The 17,282-nt window shown below is 61.5% G+C and carries 16 protein-coding genes; 7 read left to right on the forward strand and 9 right to left on the reverse strand.

What is annotated here, in order from left to right:
- Window positions 1–40 precede the first annotated feature (40 nt).
- The 4 genes from B3397_RS12795 to B3397_RS12810 all read right to left on the reverse strand — a co-directional run bounded on the left by B3397_RS12795 (window position 41) and on the right by B3397_RS12810 (window position 4,080).
- Window positions 41–667, reverse strand: coding sequence for a 2-dehydro-3-deoxy-6-phosphogalactonate aldolase (locus B3397_RS12795; RefSeq protein ID WP_296250571.1), 627 nt, complete (start codon window positions 665–667; stop codon window positions 41–43).
- A gap of 1 nt (window position 668) precedes the next feature.
- A complete protein-coding gene (locus B3397_RS12800) occupies window positions 669–1,667 on the reverse strand; it encodes a 2-dehydro-3-deoxygalactonokinase (protein WP_296250572.1) in 999 nt (332 codons plus the stop codon).
- A gap of 313 nt (window positions 1,668–1,980) precedes the next feature.
- A complete protein-coding gene (locus tag B3397_RS12805; protein WP_296250574.1) occupies window positions 1,981–3,276 on the reverse strand; it encodes an MFS transporter in 1,296 nt (431 codons plus the stop codon).
- A gap of 330 nt (window positions 3,277–3,606) precedes the next feature.
- Window positions 3,607–4,080, reverse strand: a complete 474-nt coding sequence (locus B3397_RS12810; protein ID WP_296250575.1) for a histidine kinase — start codon at window positions 4,078–4,080, stop codon at window positions 3,607–3,609.
- Between the two features lie 443 nt (window positions 4,081–4,523).
- Here B3397_RS12810 and B3397_RS12815 point away from each other — a divergent pair, with 443 nt between their 5' ends.
- Window positions 4,524–5,846, forward strand: a complete 1,323-nt coding sequence (locus B3397_RS12815; RefSeq protein WP_296250577.1) for a glycosyltransferase — start codon at window positions 4,524–4,526, stop codon at window positions 5,844–5,846.
- A 28-nt stretch (window positions 5,847–5,874) separates the two neighbouring features.
- Here the strand turns inward: B3397_RS12815 and B3397_RS12820 are convergent, their stop codons facing one another.
- Together B3397_RS12820 and B3397_RS12825 are read right to left on the reverse strand one after the other, a co-directional pair.
- Window positions 5,875–6,210, reverse strand: coding sequence for a ComEA family DNA-binding protein (locus tag B3397_RS12820; RefSeq protein ID WP_296250579.1), 336 nt, complete (start codon window positions 6,208–6,210; stop codon window positions 5,875–5,877).
- A gap of 123 nt (window positions 6,211–6,333) precedes the next feature.
- On the reverse strand, window positions 6,334–7,014 hold the full coding sequence (locus tag B3397_RS12825) for a GntR family transcriptional regulator (protein ID WP_296250581.1): 681 nt from the start codon (window positions 7,012–7,014) through the stop codon (window positions 6,334–6,336).
- A gap of 289 nt (window positions 7,015–7,303) precedes the next feature.
- On the opposite strand from B3397_RS12825, the gene B3397_RS12830 reads away from it, so the two are divergent.
- From B3397_RS12830 to B3397_RS12845, 4 genes are all read left to right on the forward strand, one after another.
- Window positions 7,304–8,014, forward strand: coding sequence for a DUF2848 domain-containing protein (locus B3397_RS12830; protein ID WP_296250583.1), 711 nt, complete (start codon window positions 7,304–7,306; stop codon window positions 8,012–8,014).
- A gap of 5 nt (window positions 8,015–8,019) precedes the next feature.
- On the forward strand, window positions 8,020–9,360 hold the full coding sequence (locus B3397_RS12835; RefSeq protein WP_296250586.1) for an amidase: 1,341 nt from the start codon (window positions 8,020–8,022) through the stop codon (window positions 9,358–9,360).
- 101 nt (window positions 9,361–9,461) lie between these two features.
- Complete coding sequence (locus B3397_RS12840) at window positions 9,462–10,793, forward strand: MFS transporter (protein ID WP_296250588.1); 1,332 nt, start codon at window positions 9,462–9,464, stop codon at window positions 10,791–10,793.
- Window positions 10,794–10,921: 128 nt separating this feature from the next.
- Window positions 10,922–12,136: an O-antigen ligase family protein gene (locus B3397_RS12845; RefSeq protein ID WP_296250590.1), complete on the forward strand. Its 1,215-nt coding sequence runs from the start codon at window positions 10,922–10,924 to the stop codon at window positions 12,134–12,136.
- Between the two features lie 78 nt (window positions 12,137–12,214).
- Here B3397_RS12845 and B3397_RS12850 read toward each other — a convergent pair whose 3' ends face one another.
- The 3 genes from B3397_RS12850 to B3397_RS12860 all read right to left on the reverse strand — a co-directional run bounded on the left by B3397_RS12850 (window position 12,215) and on the right by B3397_RS12860 (window position 14,822).
- A complete protein-coding gene (locus tag B3397_RS12850; RefSeq protein WP_296250591.1) occupies window positions 12,215–13,105 on the reverse strand; it encodes a glycosyltransferase family 2 protein in 891 nt (296 codons plus the stop codon).
- Between the two features lie 156 nt (window positions 13,106–13,261).
- Window positions 13,262–13,906, reverse strand: coding sequence for a CatB-related O-acetyltransferase (locus B3397_RS12855; RefSeq protein WP_296250594.1), 645 nt, complete (start codon window positions 13,904–13,906; stop codon window positions 13,262–13,264).
- A 19-nt stretch (window positions 13,907–13,925) separates the two neighbouring features.
- On the reverse strand, window positions 13,926–14,822 hold the full coding sequence (locus B3397_RS12860) for a glycosyltransferase family 2 protein (protein WP_414704380.1): 897 nt from the start codon (window positions 14,820–14,822) through the stop codon (window positions 13,926–13,928).
- Between the two features lie 340 nt (window positions 14,823–15,162).
- On the opposite strand from B3397_RS12860, the gene B3397_RS12865 reads away from it, so the two are divergent.
- Together B3397_RS12865 and B3397_RS12870 are read left to right on the forward strand one after the other, a co-directional pair.
- Window positions 15,163–16,287 (forward strand): metallophosphoesterase, encoded by a 1,125-nt coding sequence (locus B3397_RS12865; protein WP_296250599.1) that lies wholly within the window; start codon window positions 15,163–15,165, stop codon window positions 16,285–16,287.
- A gap of 93 nt (window positions 16,288–16,380) precedes the next feature.
- On the forward strand, window positions 16,381–17,136 hold the full coding sequence (locus B3397_RS12870) for a hypothetical protein (RefSeq protein ID WP_296250601.1): 756 nt from the start codon (window positions 16,381–16,383) through the stop codon (window positions 17,134–17,136).
- Window positions 17,137–17,282: the final 146 nt, after the last annotated feature.

Raw genomic sequence — 17,282 nt, forward strand, 5'->3', positions numbered from 1 at the left:
GGGGTGAGGGGACCATTCACCTCCTCATCCCAGGCCAACCTCATTGCCCGGTCAACCGCCCCCAGGCCTCGACGTAATTCCTGGCACTCTGTGCCACCTGCTCCACCGTCATCCCCGGTTTGAACAACCCGGACCCCAGGCCGAACCCGACGACCCCTGTATCCAGGAACGGCTTCATGTTATCCGGGCTGATTCCGCCCACCGGCACCAGCGCTGTTCCCTTGGGCAGCACCGCCAGCAGCGCCTTGACCACGCCAGGGTTCATCAATTCGGCGGGAAACAGCTTGAGCACATCCGCGCCCTCGGCCAACGCGGCGAAAGCTTCGGTCGGCGTCACCACCCCAGGCGCCAGGTACAGGCCAGCCTGCTTGGCGGCGCGCAACACCTTGGCATCGCTGTGGGGCATGACGATCAACTGCCCGCCGGCGGCCTTCACCAGCCCTACCTGTTCCTCGGTCAATACGGTGCCGGCGCCCACCACACAGTCGGCCGGCAAACTATTGCGCAGCAGACGAATGCTGTCGTACGGCTGTGGGGAATTGAGCGGCACCTCGATAATCCGAAAACCGGCGCTGTACAACACCTCGCCGATGGCCACCGATTCCTCGGGGCGCAGACCGCGCAGGATGGCGATCAGCCCGTTCTGGGCCATTGCTTGCTTGAGCATGTCAAACCTCTTGGAGCGGTTGAGCGACGAGCCCGGCGGCAACTGCCAGGCTCCAGAGACCCCGTTCGGTAGCCTGTTCAGCCAGGCTCACCCCAGGAAATGCACACAAGGCCAAGGCCTTCCGATAGCGTTGACACAGCGCGCCGTTGCCGATCAGCACCACTGGAGGCAGTTCGACCTGGCCACTGCGCGAACGCAGCACTTCGGCCAGGGCGCGCAGTTCGTGGCCGATCATCAGGCCTGACAGGTAGTCCGCTTGCTCGGCGGCCGGCAGCTGCCCGGTCAAGCCCAGACTGCGGGCGCTGAACATCGTGGACAGCACACCGATGCTGCCTTCCTGGGAAAGCGCCACACCCACGCCCCGCTCGAACGCCTGCACATCGAACGACGCGCCACGCTGCTGGGTACGGCCGAGAATGGTGTGGGCACAGGCGGCGGCGAACAGCTCGCCGGTCATGAAGGTGTCGAAGTGCTCGATGCGCTGCTCCACTACACGGGCCCACTTCGAGTGGCTGCCGGGCAAACCGATCAGCAACGCTTGATCGCGGCTGTCTACGGGCAGACTGCCCAGGAGGCCGAAGATCTGGGTTTCTTCGCCGCGCATCACATTCGGCAGCGCCGAGTGCTGGAGCACACCGGGCACCAGGTGTACGTCGATACCGCGCACGCTGCGCACGGTGACCATGCCCGCCGCCACATCCGCCGCACGCGCCGGGCCGGGGCAATAAGGCACTTCTCGCCAACCCTGCGCGCTGCCGACCATGCCGCAGGCAATGACCGGGATCGTCGGCTGTGCGTCCAGCCAGTCGCCGCACGCTTCGTCGAGGGCCAGCTCGAAGCCATTGGCGGTGGTATGGCCGGCGACAAGGCGGGGGGTGTCGGACAATTGCATGATGCCGCGATCCAGCGAACGCTGGTCGAGCACGTGGCCGTTGGGGCCCAGTAGATACGCTCGCAGGGAACTGGTCCCCCAATCGAGCGCGATAAGTTGCGCCTGCATCGCTTCACCTTGTTTGTTTTTGGGAGTGAGTGGCGGTGGGTTGATGAAGGGGACTATAGACTGGATTGGCTGGGAATCTCAATATGTAAATTGTTATCCCTGTATGTGGGATATTTGGATCTTTATTGGCTGGGCTGGCCTCATCGCGGGCAGAGCCCGCTCCCACAGGGGATCTGCAGGGGGCTGATATTTTTGTGGGAGCAGAGGGATCTTGGGTAGCTGCCACCTCTGTGGGAGCGGGCTCTGCCCGCGATAGCGCCCTGCCTGACACCCCATAAAAAAACCGGCCACTGGGGCCGGTCTGTTCAACATATCAAGCAAACACGGGCACTACCCGCCGCCTGCCAAACCACCACGCCGTCCACACCCCCACAGCACCCATCACCAGGCAATAGCCCACACACACCCAGGGGCTCCACGGCATCAAGGCAATCAACAACAACGGGGTGGTACTGGCCCACAGGGCGTAGGCGACGTTATAGGTAAAGGAGATCCCCGAAACCCGCACCTTGGCTGGAAACAGCCCCACCATCAGCGACGGCACCACCCCCACCACGCCACAGCCCAGGCCCGCGGCAGCGTAAGCCAGCGGCAGCGCCGTCGAGCCGGACACCAGGCCGGCGTACAGCCCACCAACGCCCACCGGCAGCAGCAGGCAGTAGACCACCAGGGCTCGCCAGGCGCCGATGCGGTCCACCAGCAGGCCGGCCAGTACACAGCCGATGTTCAGGAACACGATACCCAGGCTGCTCAGGGCAAAGGTATGGCGGGCGTCCAGGCCGAAGCGCTGCTGCATAACCGTGGGCGTGATCACCACCAGCACTACCACTGCCGAGGTCAATACGCAGGTCAGCAGCACGGCCGGAATCAACGACGCTCGATGCTCGCGCAACACCGTGCGCAGGGAAAACTCGGCGACGTGTTCGCGGCGCTCGCGCATGGCCAGGAACACCGGCGTTTCGCTCAACAGACGGCGCAGCCAGACCCCGACCACGCCGAACACCCCGCCCAACAGAAAAGGCAGACGCCACGCCCACTCGAGAATTTCCTGCGGTGTGTACACCCGCGCCAGCAGGGTCGCCGTCAGCGCCCCCAGCAGATAGCCGAAGGTCAGACCCGCCTGCAGAAACCCCAGGGCGTAGCCACGGCGCCGCGCTGGCACATGTTCGGCCACGAACACCCAGGCGCTGGGCACTTCGCCGCCCACGGCGGCACCCTGCAGAATGCGCAAGGCCAGCAACAGCAGCGGTGCGAAATAACCGATGTCGGCATAGGTGGGCATTACGCCGATCAGCAGGCACGGCACCGCCATCATCAGGATGCTCAGGCTGAACACCTGCTTGCGCCCCAGGCGGTCGGCAAAATGGGCCATGAGGATGCCACCCAGCGGACGCGCCAGATAGCCGGTCACGAAGATGCCGAAGCTTTGCAGCAGGCGCAGCCACTCAGGCATTTCGGGGGGAAAGAACAACTGGCTGAGGGTCAGCGCGAAGAACACGAAGATGATGAAATCGTAGATCTCGAGCGCCCCGCCCAAGGCCGCTAGGCCAAGGGTCTTGTGGTCGCTGCGGCTGAGCAGCAGGGGCTGGGCAGTGTGATTGGCAGGCATGAGTGGATCCGCTGATGGACGGGCGGCGCGTATGTTCGCGCTCTGCAAAGGCGCGCAGGATAGCAAAAAGCGCAGGGGTGGTTATTTTTGGTGGATAGGGGGTTGAGATGGGTGGTGGATGGTCCCCTCACCCCAGCCCTCTCCCTGAGGGAGAGGGAGCCGTATGGTGGAGTTGCGGCCACCGCGGTCCGCTTTTAGCCCCCTATCCCCAAGGGAGAGGAGCCGTACGGTGGAGTTGCGGCCACCGCAGTCCGCTTTTAGCTCCCTCTCCCCTAGGGAGAGGGCTGGGGTGAGGGGACCATCCACCACACCCTCCACGCCCTACCCCATTCACAAAGGCCGCAACCCCGCCACCTGCCCGCGCCCTTTCCTGCCAGGCGTTTGCTCGCCGATCACCCGTACCTTGTTCTCCATAGGCGCCTGCGGCGATTCGACTATCGCCATGAACTTCTTCAGCACCTCGCTATCCGGCAACTGCGCCACACTCACGCCGGCGTTGATCTGCGAGGGGTCGGCAGGCTCCGGCAGATCCGCCTTCTGCGCTTCGTAAAGCAAAGCATGCCGGACCTGCGGGCTGGCCTTGCAGAATCGCGGCAGGTCTACCCCGGAGCGCACCGCCATGTCGGTGTTGGCGATCAGCAGATCGAAAGGCTCGAATGCGCTTTGCACCATGGTCATCAATTCGTCCAGCGATGCCACCGGTACCACCCGGAAATAACCCAAGTGGTTGAGGGTGCGTTCGATCTGCACGACCTGCTCGTCCAACTCGTCGGCAATCAGAATTCTCAATGTCTTGTCAGTCATGATCAACGTCCCAGCCACGCGTGCGAAAGACAACCCTTGACCCGCTTCGCCAGGCCACTGCCGCGAGCGTTTTGATGCCCGCATCATCGATTCGAATGTGCCGCTCTCAGGCGGCGCCCTCCAGAGCATACTCCTGACGATAGAGCATGGGCTGGCCGTGCGTCGGCGATTTGACGATCAGTTTCAACGGGATGAAATTCAATTGCCTAACCAATTGTTTTAGAAAGAATTACCACAAGAGCCCAGGGGCACCCGCGGGCCTCTCCGTCGTCGCCATACCAGCGATTGCGATGCGGCAAAGGCTGTCCGGCAAATAATTTGGAACTGCCATCACTCCTCATTGCCTCATGAAGATAAAACCGTTTACTGTGCATAAACGCTACAAGTCGTAGAATGTGTACAATCGCGACGGCCCACCGCCCGATGGATTCTGGGGGTATCTCATGATTCGCTTTGCTGTCGTCGCGCCACCCTTGCAGGCTCATTACCAGCCGCTCGAGCATTTGGCGATGGAGCTGATTGAACGCGGTCACAGCGTGACGTTCTTCCATCAACCCGACGCCCGTCACCTCATTCGCTTCCCCCAGATCAAATTTCGCAGCATCGGGGCCGACCAATATCCGCAGGGCAGTCTGCGAATCACAGAACGCCTGGCCTCCAATCCAAACAATCCTTTTGCCCAACGCCAGCGCATCCGCGACATGGCACGCAGCACCGGCATCCTCTGCGAGCATCTGCCTCAGGCATTCAAGGATGAACGGATCGACGCGGTCATCTGCGACCAGCAAGAAGCCGCCGGTGCCTTGGTCGCTCAAGCCATGGCCCTGCCCTTCGTTTCCATTGCCTGCACGCTCCCGGTCAATCGGGAGGACGTCACCATTCCCTTGCCGGTGCTGCCCTACCCCTACGAGCGCGACGAGCGCGCACGCCGGCGGTATTTGCGGGGCGCCAAGCTGCACGACTGGCTGATGAAGCCACACCGCACAGTGGTTCGCCAGCAGGCCCGGGCGTTAGGCCTGCCCGAACGCGAAGGCTTGCACGAATGCCTGTCGCCACTGGCCCAGATCAGCCAGACAGTGCTCGAGTTTGACTTTCCCCGCCCTAACCTGCCGCCCTGGTTTCATGAAGTCGGCCCATTGCGGCGGCTGCCCAGCGTCATCAACAAGCTGCCCTACACGCTGGATACCACGCGGCCGCTGGTATTCGCTACGCTGGGTGTGCTGCACGGCCGCAGGCTTGGCCTGTTCAAGCGCATCGCCAGGGCCTGCAAAGCCTTGAACGCGCAGTTGCTGGTGATGCACTGCGGCGGTCTCAATCACCGGCAAAGCGATCAACTGCTGAGCAGCGGGGCGACATGGGTCACCGATTACGCTGATCAGAACCTGGTGCTGCAATACGCCGATGTGCTCGTCACCCACGCCGAGCTCAATGTGGTACTGGACGCTATCGTCGCGGAAACACCCATCTTGGCTTTACCCATTGCCGCGGACGAGCCGGGCGTAGCGGCGCGGGTGGCCTACTCCGGCGCTGGCATCCACGGTAGCCACCGCGCCAGCATACAAACCATCGCCGAGCACCTGCGCCAGTTGCTGGAAAACAGTTGGCCCAACCTGGAAGGTCTGGCTGATGCCGTCCATTTGATGGGCGGCACCGAACGGGCAGCAGACATTGTCGAAGCGGTGATACCGGATAGATACAAACTGCGACTGGTCAGCAGCCGGCAGCCTCCCCCGTCGGACGACGGCGACAAAAAAGCCGGCAGCTAGCCGGCTTTTCCACACAAGGTCAAATGCCTTACTTGACCATCAACTTGTCGCGGTTGCGATCGAGCAGCGCCTTGCCGATCCCCTTGACTTCCAGCAGCTCGTCCACCGAATGAAAGGGCCCATTGGCCTCTCGGTGCTTGACGATCGCCTCTGCCTTGGCCAACCCTACCCCCGACAGTTCCCGCTTCAAACTCTCGGCATCGGCGCTGTTCAGGTTCACTTTGCCCGCCTCGGCCAGTTGCACAGTGGCAGGCGCGGTGGCTTCAAGCTTGGCAGTGGCCGAAGGGGTGGATGCCGACCACGCCGGCGTCGCCAGGGCGGTGAAAAATGCCAATGCCAGTGCCGAGATGATTGTTGTACGCATTGCGAACGCTCCATGAGAAAGATGAGATAGGCGGCATTCCAAAGCCGCCCGCTCACCCTAGTTCATGCTGGGAATGCTTCCACTGCGGGGCTGTTAGCTGAAGTTTCCGAGCCTCATGGACGCCTACAGCGTGCGAGTGATAGCCCTGCGGAAATCCTCGATATGATGCTGAATGGCCTGAATCGCCGCATCGCTGTCGCGGCGCTCCATGGCGGTGAGAATCTGGGTGTGTTCGTCGTAGATGCGTTCGCTGTGGTGCATCTCCGACAGCGTCAGAAACCAGAAACGGGCCTGCTTCTCGTGCAAGGTTCGTAACAAATCTGCCAGCACCCGATTTCGCGCAGCGGCTGAAATGGCCAGGTGAAATTGCAGGTCGACCTCCATCAAGCCGTTCACATCTCTACGCTGGAGCAGCTGCGGTGTGCGACCGAGGATGTCGCGCATCTGCAGGAAATCGCTTTCCTGCGCGCGCTCGAGCGCCAGCTTCACGCATAGCTGCTCATTGCAGACGCGCACGTCGATCATGTCCAGGATGTCGTTGAGGGAGATGGGCGTCACCATCACGCCCTTGCGCGGCAAAATGGTGACCATCCCCTCCATCTCCAGGCGATGCAAGGCTTGATGGACAGGGGTACGGCCCAGCCCCAGCAGCTGCGTCAGCTGGGCTTCATTGATGGCGTCGCCGGGGCGCAGATCGCAGGAAATGATGCGCTGCTTGATCTGCGCATAGGCCAACTCACGCAGGCTGGCACCGCCCTTCAGGGAGGGTTTGGCTGTGGGTTCGGTTAAAGCGGCATCAAGCAAGGCAGCGTTCCTCGAGGCTGAACTGATATATCACTGTATTTGAAATCTCTTTTATTGTCGCTCGGCAATTCGTCCCGTCCTGTGGGGCAGCCGCACCTGCCTTGGGCATTTCCCGCCCAGTTACGGTGCAGGAACGTAACAGGTAACACCCGCCCGCACGCCCCGGACCATCTATCCAGATCCCCTGAAAGCGCCGTAATACGGCCCTTGACCTCACTCCTACCGTGGATTGGCACAGCCGTTGCTTTATGAAAAACCTGTGATATATCAGAGTGGTATCAGAAACAGGATGCCGTTCTCCACTCAGCGCAAGGGCATGACCATGACTCAACTCCATCTTCAAGTTGCCGGCTGCGGCGACGTCTCGGTACAGATCGACCACCTGATCATCGCCGGCTGGGCCGGACGCAATAGCGCAGCGGTCGAACATCACATTGCCGAACTGGAAGCACTGGGCGTGCGCCGCCCTACGCAGATCCCTTGCTTCTATCGCGTCGCTGCCAGCCTGCTGAACCCGGCGTCGAGCATCCAGGTGCCTGGCCAGGATTCCTCCGGCGAAACCGAATTCGTATTGATCCCCAGCGAACACGGTCTGCTGGTCGGCCTGGGTTCGGACCACACCGACCGCAAGGTCGAAGCCTTCGACGTCACCGTGTCGAAACAGATGTGCGACAAGCCTATCGCCGCTCAGGCTTGGTTACTGGACGAAGTCAAAGGCCATTGGGACCAACTGATCATGCGCACCTGGCGCAGTCGCAATGGCGAACGTGCGTTGTATCAGGAGGGCCCGGTCACCGCGCTGCTCGCCCCCGAGACCCTGCTGGCCAAGCTCAACGATGCCGCCGACCTGCCCGCCGGCACAGCGATGTTCTGCGGCACCCAGCCGGTCATCGGCGAACTGGGCTACGGCGAGGGATTTGAAATGGAGCTGTTCGATCCTGTACTCGATCGCAGCCTGCGCCATGCCTACAGCGTCGAAGCGCTGCCGGTCGCGGAGTGATCAGCATGAAGCCCATCAGCGAACTTGCAGACGATCTCGCCCATGGCCGTACCACCAGCGAGCATCTGGTCAGCCAGGCGCTGGCGCGGATCGACGCTCACCGCAGCCAAGGAGGGCACGCCTATATCAGCGTTGACGCTGACAGTGCCCTGCAAGCTGCACGCGCCAGCGACCTGGCCCGAGCCGCAGGCTACGTGCCTTCGCCGCTCGCCGGCCTGCCCGTGTCCATCAAAGACCTGTTCGATGTAACGGGGCAAATCACCGCAGCCGGCTCCACCGTACTGGCTCAAGCTGAACCTGCGCCCATCGATGCGCCTGTAGTCGCCCGCCTGCGAGCTGCGGGGGCTATCCTGCTGGGCCGTACCAACATGAGCGAATTCGCCTTCTCGGGTCTGGGCCTCAACCCCCACTACGGCAGCCCCACCAGCCCGGTAGCACCGGGGCGCATTGCCGGCGGCTCCAGCTCTGGCGCTGCCGTCAGTGTGGCCGAGGGCATGGCCGTGGCTGGGCTGGGTACCGATACCGGCGGTTCGCTGCGCATCCCGGCCGCGTTCTGTTCGCTGGTCGGCTTCAAGCCCAGCGCCGGACGGGTTTCGACGGTGGGCGCCCTGCCCCTGGCGACCAGCCTGGACTGCATAGGTGCGCTGACTGCCTGCGTGGACGACAGCATTCTGCTCGACGCCGTCCTGTCCGGTGCGACCCTGGACACTCGCGCCGCCCCGCTACAGGGATTGCGCCTGGCGGTGACCCGAGATTTCGTCATGGACAATCTCGACGCCACCGTGGCCGCCGCGTTCGAACGCAGCCTGCAACGCCTCGCTGCCGCCGGCGCGGTGATCCGTTGGTTCGATTTCCCTGAGCTGCACGAACTGCCCGTCATCAATGGCGCCGGCGGGCTGACTGCTGCCGAAGCCTGGCATCTGCACAAGGACTGGCTCACCGGCGACCAGGCCCATGCCTACGATCCGCGTGTTGCCCAGCGCATCCGCCGGGGCGAAGCGCTCAGCGCCGCGGACTACCTGACCTTGCTCGCCCAGCGTCGGCGGCTGATCGACATCGCCAAACAGCGACTGGGCGACGCCGATGGCTGGCTGCTGCCCAGCGTGGCAATCGTACCGCCGCCGCTCGAAGCGCTGGAGCAGGACGTCGCCCAGTTCTTCGCCACCAACGCTCTGGTGCTGCGCAACACCAGTGTGCTGAATTTTCTCGACGGCTGCGCCCTGAGCCTGCCCTGTCACACCGCCGCAGAGCTGCCTGTGGGCCTGTCGATTGCCGGCCTCAACGGTCAGGACGCCCGAGTGCTGCAGATCGCCCGCAGCGTGGAAGCCTTGCTGCACCCTCACTGACCCCGAACCTATGTGCCTTGACGCTGGCGGCAATGGCCGCCGGTGAAATCCCTGGTGGCCACAGCGTGGCTGCTCCAGCGCTGAATCGATGGAGATGCAACATGAATCACAATCCCGTCCTGACCGCCGATTCACCTGGCGTCGCCTCGGACAAGGCGCAAACGGCGGCCACCTACCGCAAGATCGCCTGGCGCCTGCTGCCGTTTCTGGTGTTCCTGTTCGTGCTGGCCTGGATCGACCGGGTCAACGTCGGCTTCGCCAAACTGGCGATGCTCGATGATCTGGGCTTCAGCGAAGCCGTCTATGGGCTGGGTGCCGGGATCTTTTTCATTGGCTACTTCCTGTTCGAAGTGCCCAGCAACCTGTTGCTGGAGAAAATCGGCGCCCGCCGCACCCTGGCCCGGATCACTATCCTGTGGGGCCTGACCTCCATGGCCATGGCCTACGTGCAGAGCCCGATGTCGTTCTACATCCTGCGCTTTCTGCTGGGCGTGTTCGAAGCCGGCTTCTTCCCGGGCGTCGTGCTGTACCTCACCTATTGGTTCCCGGCCGCCCAGCGCGCCCGCATCAATGGCATGTTCATGACCTCATTCGCCATCGCCGGGATCGTCGGCGGGCCTCTCGCCGGTTTCATCATGAGCCGCATGGTGGGCGTCGGTAGCCTGGCGAACTGGCAATGGCTGTTCATCCTGGAAGGTATCCCTTCGGTACTGGCCGGGATTGCCGTGCTGCGCTATCTGCCGGAAAAGCCGGCCAATGCAAAATGGCTGAGCCCCGCCGAACGTGAAAGGGTCAGCGCCGTCATCGCCCAGGAAGACGCTGCGCCGGAAAAACACAGTGACCTGAAAAGCCTGGTGCGCAACCCCAAGCTGTGGCTATGCACCCTGGTGTACTTCTGCATCGTCTCGGGCAACGCCACCATCGCCTTCTGGACGCCATCGGTGATCAAATCCCTGGGCGTCAACGACACCATGAGCATTGGCCTGCTGGCCGCGATTCCCTTCATCGTCGGCACCCTGGCCATGCTGTGGAACGGCAGCCATTCGGACAAGACTGCCGAACGCCGCCTTCATTGCGCGATGGCCGCGCTGTTGGCCGGTCTGGGGTTGATCGCTACCGGCCTGTGCCTGGGCAATGCCACCCTGGCACTGATTGCACTCACCGTTGCCGCAGCCGGCATTCTCGCCGCTTTTCCAGTGTTCTGGTCGATCCCCGGCGCCTTCCTGGCGGGCACCGCTGCAGCCGGTGGCATTGCTTTGATCAACTGCATCGGCAACCTGGCCGGCTTCGTCGCGCCGTACATGATCGGCTTCCTGCGTACCCTCACCGGTAGCCTGGCGGCGGGGCTGTACTTCGTGGCCGCACTCGAGATTCTCGCTGCTGTGCTGGTGTTCTGTTTGTTCAAGGACGTCAAGGTCAGCTCGAAGGCCTGAGGGTTCAGGTGGCGGCAGCGGTTCACGCCGCTGTTGCAACGGGTAACACGACCTCGCAAGGATGACTGTCGGACGGGGCTTACATCGACGTACAATTGCCGCCGTCGCCCCTCCACATCTGCAGGCCTATGGACATACACACCACCTCGCAAGCCGTGACTCCCTCGCTACGCGCAAGGACCGCACACGTACTCAACGGCTACATACTGCCCTTCGGCTGGCTGGTGATCATGACCGGCATGTTCTGGGCCTGGGAACGCCCGCTCTATCACAAGTTTTTCTACATATTCCTGGCCGCGCCCACCTTGATCGCGGTGGCCCTGCAACCGCAACTGCTCAAGCGCCTGGCCAGCAACCCGATGTTCCTGGCCTTCGCCGCATTCAGCGCCTATATCATGCTTACCGTGAGCTGGGCCTCGGAAAGCGAAGACTTCGGCTCGCTGTTCAAGCGTCCGCTGTACATCGCCATGGTGCTGCTGTCCGCCGGCATCATTGCCATCGAGCATCCGCAGCGTATGCCTCAAGTCAGTCGCGTCGCGGCAGTCATCGCCACCGCAGCGGCGGCCTTGTCGCTGGTGTATTTCTACGGCATTCAAGGCGCGCCTTTCGGGGCCCGGCTCGACGGCTATGGCGCGCTCTACAATCCGCTGCTCAGTGCCCATGTGTTTGGTGCCTTCGCCAGCTTCTGGCTGGCCACCTGGTACATCGGCAAGAACCACTGGAACCCGGTCGCGCTGATCTGCCTGGCCATTCTGGGCCTCACGCTGGTGTCCACCGGTTCACGTACACCCATTGTGGGTCTGGCGGCGGCACTGCTGTGGTTGATGGCGGCCGGCAACAAGAAGCGCGGCGGCATTGCCATCGCCATTGCCCTGCTGGGGGTGGCAGTGCTCTATGCCGTGGTTCCCGATGTGCTGACGCAGCGCGGCGCGTCGTATCGCCCGGAAATATGGATGGAGTCCTTGCGCCAGATCGGCGAAAAACCTTGGCTAGGCCATGGCTACGACTCGCCCATGCTGGTGGTGATCCCCGGACTGGACTTTACCCTCGCGGATCCACATAACATCGAGCTAGGCGTGCTGTACATGGGCGGCATCGTCGGCTTCGTGCTGTGGATGGTGCTTTACGGCCTGGCCATGCGCTTCTGCTGGCTGAATCGCCGCGAACCGCAGGTGGTGCTGGCCGCAACCTGGCTGGTGTTCGGCTTTGCTTCGGGGTTGACCGAGGGCAGCGCGTTTCTGTCTCGGCCCAAGGAGCACTGGTTCCTGATCTGGATACCGATGGCGCTGGTGTATGCGCAGTGGCTGGTGCACTGGGGGAATGGCTTGAAGCGGGTTCGGTGAATGAAGTCGGGGCTGGGGGCCTGTGTCAGGGCCCCTCACCCGGCCCCTTGCCTCGCCTCGCCTCGCCTGATCGGGCGCTCAGGAAAAGACCATTCTCAGCATTCCCCGCAGCGTCTTCCTGTTCCAGGCCTTCAACGGAATCATCCCCAGCAGTTCCCGGCCCAGCACCTTGTCCTTCCTTGCATACTTCAAGAACATGGAGTTGAGAAACCGCAGCCGCACCTGTTCATACGCCGGATGCTCACGGTAGACCTCCAGGGTCTTCAACACGTTTTCGACCATGAACCGGCCGTTCTTGTACGTATTGGTGGGATGTTTCCGGTACTGCGACAACGGCTCGCCCAGCACGTCGATGAAGTACCCTGCCCGCGTCACCGCCAGCTCGATGTACACATCTTCCAGCCGGATCTCCGGGTTGAACCCGCCTACCGTCTCCAGCGCCTCCCGGCGAAACATCAGGGTGGCGGCCGTAGGGCCCGGCTTGCGATCGAGGAACATGTCGTCGAAATCCAGGCGGCGGAACGGCTCGTTGCGCTTGCGCTGCTCGCGCTCACACATGACCTTGCCGGTGCTGTCGATAATCTCGATATTGGCCGAGCAGATCCCCACTTCAGGCTTGTCCTGCATGTAGGCCACCTGAGTGGCTATACGATGGGCGAACATCACATCGTCTGAGCCGAACGGCACCACCAGACTGCCGTTGCAGCGCGCTACCGATTCGTTCAATGTCCGCGACAGGCCCTTGTTCTCCTGCACCACCAATCCGAAACCGTGCCGCTCACTGAGTTCGCGCAGCAACTGCGCCGACCCGTCGGAGGAGCCATCGTCCACTACCAGCAACTCGATATTGGCGTAGGTTTGCGCGAGCACACTGTTGATCGATGCTTCGATGTACGGAGCGTGGTTGTAGGACGCGATGATGACCGACACCAGCGGTTGCTCTTCAATGTCGGTTTTGAACGTGTTCATAAACTGTGCTCTGAGAAAAATAATGCGGTTCGCACTCTAGGACGGAGGACCGACTGCGACAACCGCAGGTACTGCTGGCATTGTAACAACACACGACAGCGTTGGCAGTCATGGTTCCGGTACCAAGCTTACAGAGTCTGGATACAAATCAAGGGCTTAAGCTGTGACATTGGTATTAGGGTCAGTGTTCCGCTGCCGGGCATAACTCAGGAAGCCCTGCAGATCGTCACTGCACAACAAGCCCGATACCGACTTGACCTCATCGACCGGCCAATTCCACCACTCCGAAGCCAACAAACCTTCACGCACTTCCTCCTCGAAGCGCCACTTGATGAACTTGCACGGGTTGCCGCCTACCACCGCGTAGGGCGGGATGTCCTTGGTCACTACCGCACCGGCTGCAACCACTGCGCCATGACCCACGGTGACGCCCGACAGGATCAGCACATTGGCGCAGATCCAGCAGTCGCTGCCGATGATCACGTCGCCCTTGGTAGGGGCCGCACCGGCGATGCCCTTGGCCTCATCGATGATCAGCGGAAACGGAAAACAGCTGACCCAGTCGATGCGGTGACCACCGCCGAGCAGTACCTTCACCCCTTCGGCAATCGACGTGTAATTACCCACTTTGAAGGTGGTGTCGTCCCCGAATTCCTGTACCTCCGGTGTGCCATACGTCCCCACACCGATTTCGTAATGAGGGTAGCGCATGCGGATTCTTTCCGGCCCCCGCAAGAGCTTCTCGAACCCGTTCAAGTGCTTGCGCACCTTCCTTTTCCTGAATCTGTCCCACCACTTCATGGCAACCCGTTCCTTCTTTCTACCAATGCAGCATCAAGCGTTTCACACGCCGAAACGTCGTGCGGTCCCACAACTTCAACGGGATCGAGCACAACAGACGCAAGGCATCTTTCTTGTCTTCGACCACGGCGTACTTCAGGGCCTTGTTGACCAGCTTGGCCCTGCCCTGCTCGTAGCCAGGATGAGCGCGATACGGCTCGATGGCGCGCATGTCCGCGTCCAGCAAGGTTTTGTATCGGCGCGAGAGGTTATTGGGGTGACGACGGTAGCGGGTGATGATCACCGGCAACACGTGGATCTCGACGCCTTGCCTGGCCACCCGCAAGGTCATCTGAAAGTCCTGCACCTTGATCGCCGGATCGTAGAAATTGGCCTGGCGCAGCAGGTCCATCCGATACAGCGTCACCGGCGCGCCACTGACCCGAGCGTTGGCCAGGATGTCATCGAAGTTCATCCGGCGAAGCTGAGTGGCGGTTTGATCCTTGATCGGATTGCCGGCGGTGTCCATGTACTGAATCAACCCACCCACGGCGCCCACCTCGGGATGTGCTTCGAGGTAGTTAACGCGCAGGCTTAGCGAATGGGGCAACATCACGTCGTCCAGGTCCGGCGTGGATACGTAGACACCGCTGGCATGCTTTAGCCCATGGTTGAGCGCCGCGCTAACTCCCTGATTGGCCTGCTGCAGCAGGGTGAAATCGTAGGTCTGCTGCAGGGCCTCGAGCATCGCAACGCTACGATCGCTGGAACCGTCGTCGACGATGATGACTTCGAAATGGGGGTAGTCCTGCGCGAAAATGCTCAGAACGGCTTGTTCGAGAAATTTCTCGGCGTTGTAACAGGGCGCGATTATCGAGACGAGGGGGCGTTTCACCTCGACGGCAGGAACAGCTGAGTCGGCGTGTCTATCGGTCATTTTTATGCATTAAATTATTTGACGATGAGGCGATCAGTTTCGATTGCGTTGCATCATGGCTTTGGCGAAGACGTTTGTCATCAGCTCGATACACTCGGATTTCGGCTGCAGCAATAAGTTCAGGTGCTGCACTGCGGCGCAGTGCCATCATCTGAACTTAACCCCTACGGATTTGATCTGACCTTTCGGCGCAATTTGCGCATGCCGCTCGGTACACGCATTGGGGTAGACACCCCGAGCGCGGTACCAGCATCGCTTGGGCGGAATTCCCCGTATCGCAGTCAAGCTTTCTACATCGCGCTCATCTTCAGCTTTAGCCCACCTTCGACGGAGCAACCCGATGTTTCACCTCATGTTCAGCATGCCCTGCCTCTACGCCATCGTGCGCTTCATCTGGCCCATGCCATGGTCATTGTCGGCGCGCATCGTGGCTGCGCTGTTGCTGCTGCTGGCCTCCCAGTACCACCTGTATTCCCGCTTCTCATCGGGCAGCGTCTTTTCCCCGGAATTCCCCCGCGTCGTGGTGATGCTGTTCAACTGGGCATTCGGCGCCATTCTGCTGATCGCGGTGCTGCAGATCATCGTCGATCTGGGCACCTTGCTGACCATGCTGATCCGTCGCCAATGGCTGACCATTCCTCCGAGCCTGCGCTATGGGTTGGGTACGGTCGCGCTGATACTCGCTGCCATTGGTGTGAATCAAGCGGTACGGGTGCCGCCGGTCAAGGACATCGAAGTGGCCATCCGCGACCTGCCCCCGCAATTCGATGGCTACAAGATTCTGCAACTGACCGATATGCACATCAGCCGTTTGTTCGACGAACCCTGGACCCGAGCCGTAGTGCAGGATTCGAATAAACTCGGCGTCGATCTGATGGTGGTCACCGGGGACCTTATCGACGGCTCGGTGCACAACCGCACTCGAGATGTCGCGCCCTTGCGCGAGCTGCATGCCCCGGACGGGGTGTATGTCATTCCCGGCAATCACGAGTACTTTTTCGATAACACCGCATGGATGCAGCACTTCGTTTCGCTGGGCATGATCCCGCTCGCGAACAGCCACACGCTGATCAAGCGCGATGGCGCTGAATTCGTCCTGGCCGGCGTCACCGACGTGACCGCGCCAAGAACAGGCTTTCCCCCGCCCGACCTCAAGCAGGCCTTGAGCGGCGCGCCGAAAGACATGCCGATCATTCTGCTTGATCACCAGCCCCGCAACGCTCGTCTCTCCGCCGACCAAGGCGTGGCGCTGCAGCTGTCCGGGCATACCCACGGCGGCATGATCCGCTTGCTCGATCAGGTGATCGCCAACGCGAACGAAGGCTTTGTTTCAGGGTTCTACCAGGTGGGCGGCATGCAGTTGTACGTCAACAACGGCACCGCCCTGTGGCCAGGGTTTGCACTACGCCTGGGCCGGCCTTCGGAGTTGACCCGGATCACGTTACGCCGCGCCGCTTCGAATTGATGAGGCTAGCCCAAGCGCAACGGTAAGGTGGCGCGGCACAGCCGCTGCTCTAGAATGAGTTCCAAAGCCGGTCCTTCAAGCAGCGGAGAACCCATGGAAAACATCTGGACAGCCGTTGCCACCTTTCTATGCTTGCTCAGCGCATCGCTGATGATGATGCGCTTGTACCCCAAGCTCTCGGCCAGGCACCGCGATGACGACACCAATACGGTGGTGCGCCTGGTGGCCAACGTCTTCGTGGTGATGACCTCTCTGGTATTTGGCCTGATGATCAATTCGGCCAAGAATACATTCGAGTCTGTGGACGCCAATTTCCATGCCTACGCCACCAGCCTGATCATCTTCGACCGGACGCTGCAATCGTACGGCCCCGAAGCCAGTGATACTCGTGCTCGCCTGAACACCTACGTCAAAGAAGCCATTGCCAACCCGTACCACGGCGATCAGGCGCTGCAGCATCAGAGAAGCCAGGCGGTTGAATACCTGGACAACATCGGGGGAGCGCTGAACGTGGTGAACCCCCAGGATCGTTTTCATGAAGGTATGTTGGTGGATCTGCGCCAGCAGTATCACTCACTGATCGAACAGCGCTGGAAGATCGTCGAGCAATCCGAAGGCGCCCTGCCCCGGCCGATGGTGTGGATGCTGGTGGCGTGGTTGACGTTGATTTTCGCCAGTTATGGCTATCGTGCGCCGCAGAATCCGATGGTGGTGGGGATGTTCACGGTGTCAGCCGCATTGATCGCGGCTTCCATGTACCTGGTGTTGGACATGGATATCCCGTTTCACGGGCCTATACAGGTATCGGACGCGCCATTGCGCAGGGCGTTGGCGGAAATGGAGTTGTAAACGGTGTTTGGGGTGGGCAGGTCCGGCCCCTTCGCGGCTGTACGCCGCTCCTACAAAGGCATGAATATCCCCTGTAGGAGCGGTGTGAAGCCGCGAAGGGGCCTTGAAGGCGTACCGCAGGTCTGGCCTCTTCGCGGCTGTACGCC

Source organism: Pseudomonas sp. UBA4194, from assembly GCF_002379585.1.
Lineage (GTDB): Bacteria > Pseudomonadota > Gammaproteobacteria > Pseudomonadales > Pseudomonadaceae > Aquipseudomonas.

Coding starts and splice junctions, on each gene's coding strand:
- B3397_RS12800 (WP_296250572.1), bottom strand. CDS start 1,667: ATGCAGGCGCAACTTATCGCGCTCGATTGGGGGACCAGTTCCCTGCGA.
- B3397_RS12855 (WP_296250594.1), bottom strand. CDS start 13,906: ATGAAGTGGTGGGACAGATTCAGGAAAAGGAAGGTGCGCAAGCACTTG.
- B3397_RS12865 (WP_296250599.1), top strand. CDS start 15,163: ATGTTTCACCTCATGTTCAGCATGCCCTGCCTCTACGCCATCGTGCGC.
- B3397_RS12820 (WP_296250579.1), bottom strand. CDS start 6,210: ATGCGTACAACAATCATCTCGGCACTGGCATTGGCATTTTTCACCGCC.
- B3397_RS12835 (WP_296250586.1), top strand. CDS start 8,020: ATGAAGCCCATCAGCGAACTTGCAGACGATCTCGCCCATGGCCGTACC.
- B3397_RS12860 (WP_414704380.1), bottom strand. CDS start 14,822: ATGACCGATAGACACGCCGACTCAGCTGTTCCTGCCGTCGAGGTGAAA.
- B3397_RS12815 (WP_296250577.1), top strand. CDS start 4,524: ATGATTCGCTTTGCTGTCGTCGCGCCACCCTTGCAGGCTCATTACCAG.
- B3397_RS12810 (WP_296250575.1), bottom strand. CDS start 4,080: ATGACTGACAAGACATTGAGAATTCTGATTGCCGACGAGTTGGACGAG.
- B3397_RS12830 (WP_296250583.1), top strand. CDS start 7,304: ATGCCGTTCTCCACTCAGCGCAAGGGCATGACCATGACTCAACTCCAT.
- B3397_RS12840 (WP_296250588.1), top strand. CDS start 9,462: ATGAATCACAATCCCGTCCTGACCGCCGATTCACCTGGCGTCGCCTCG.
- B3397_RS12850 (WP_296250591.1), bottom strand. CDS start 13,105: ATGAACACGTTCAAAACCGACATTGAAGAGCAACCGCTGGTGTCGGTC.
- B3397_RS12845 (WP_296250590.1), top strand. CDS start 10,922: ATGGACATACACACCACCTCGCAAGCCGTGACTCCCTCGCTACGCGCA.
- B3397_RS12805 (WP_296250574.1), bottom strand. CDS start 3,276: ATGCCTGCCAATCACACTGCCCAGCCCCTGCTGCTCAGCCGCAGCGAC.
- B3397_RS12870 (WP_296250601.1), top strand. CDS start 16,381: ATGGAAAACATCTGGACAGCCGTTGCCACCTTTCTATGCTTGCTCAGC.
- B3397_RS12795 (WP_296250571.1), bottom strand. CDS start 667: ATGCTCAAGCAAGCAATGGCCCAGAACGGGCTGATCGCCATCCTGCGC.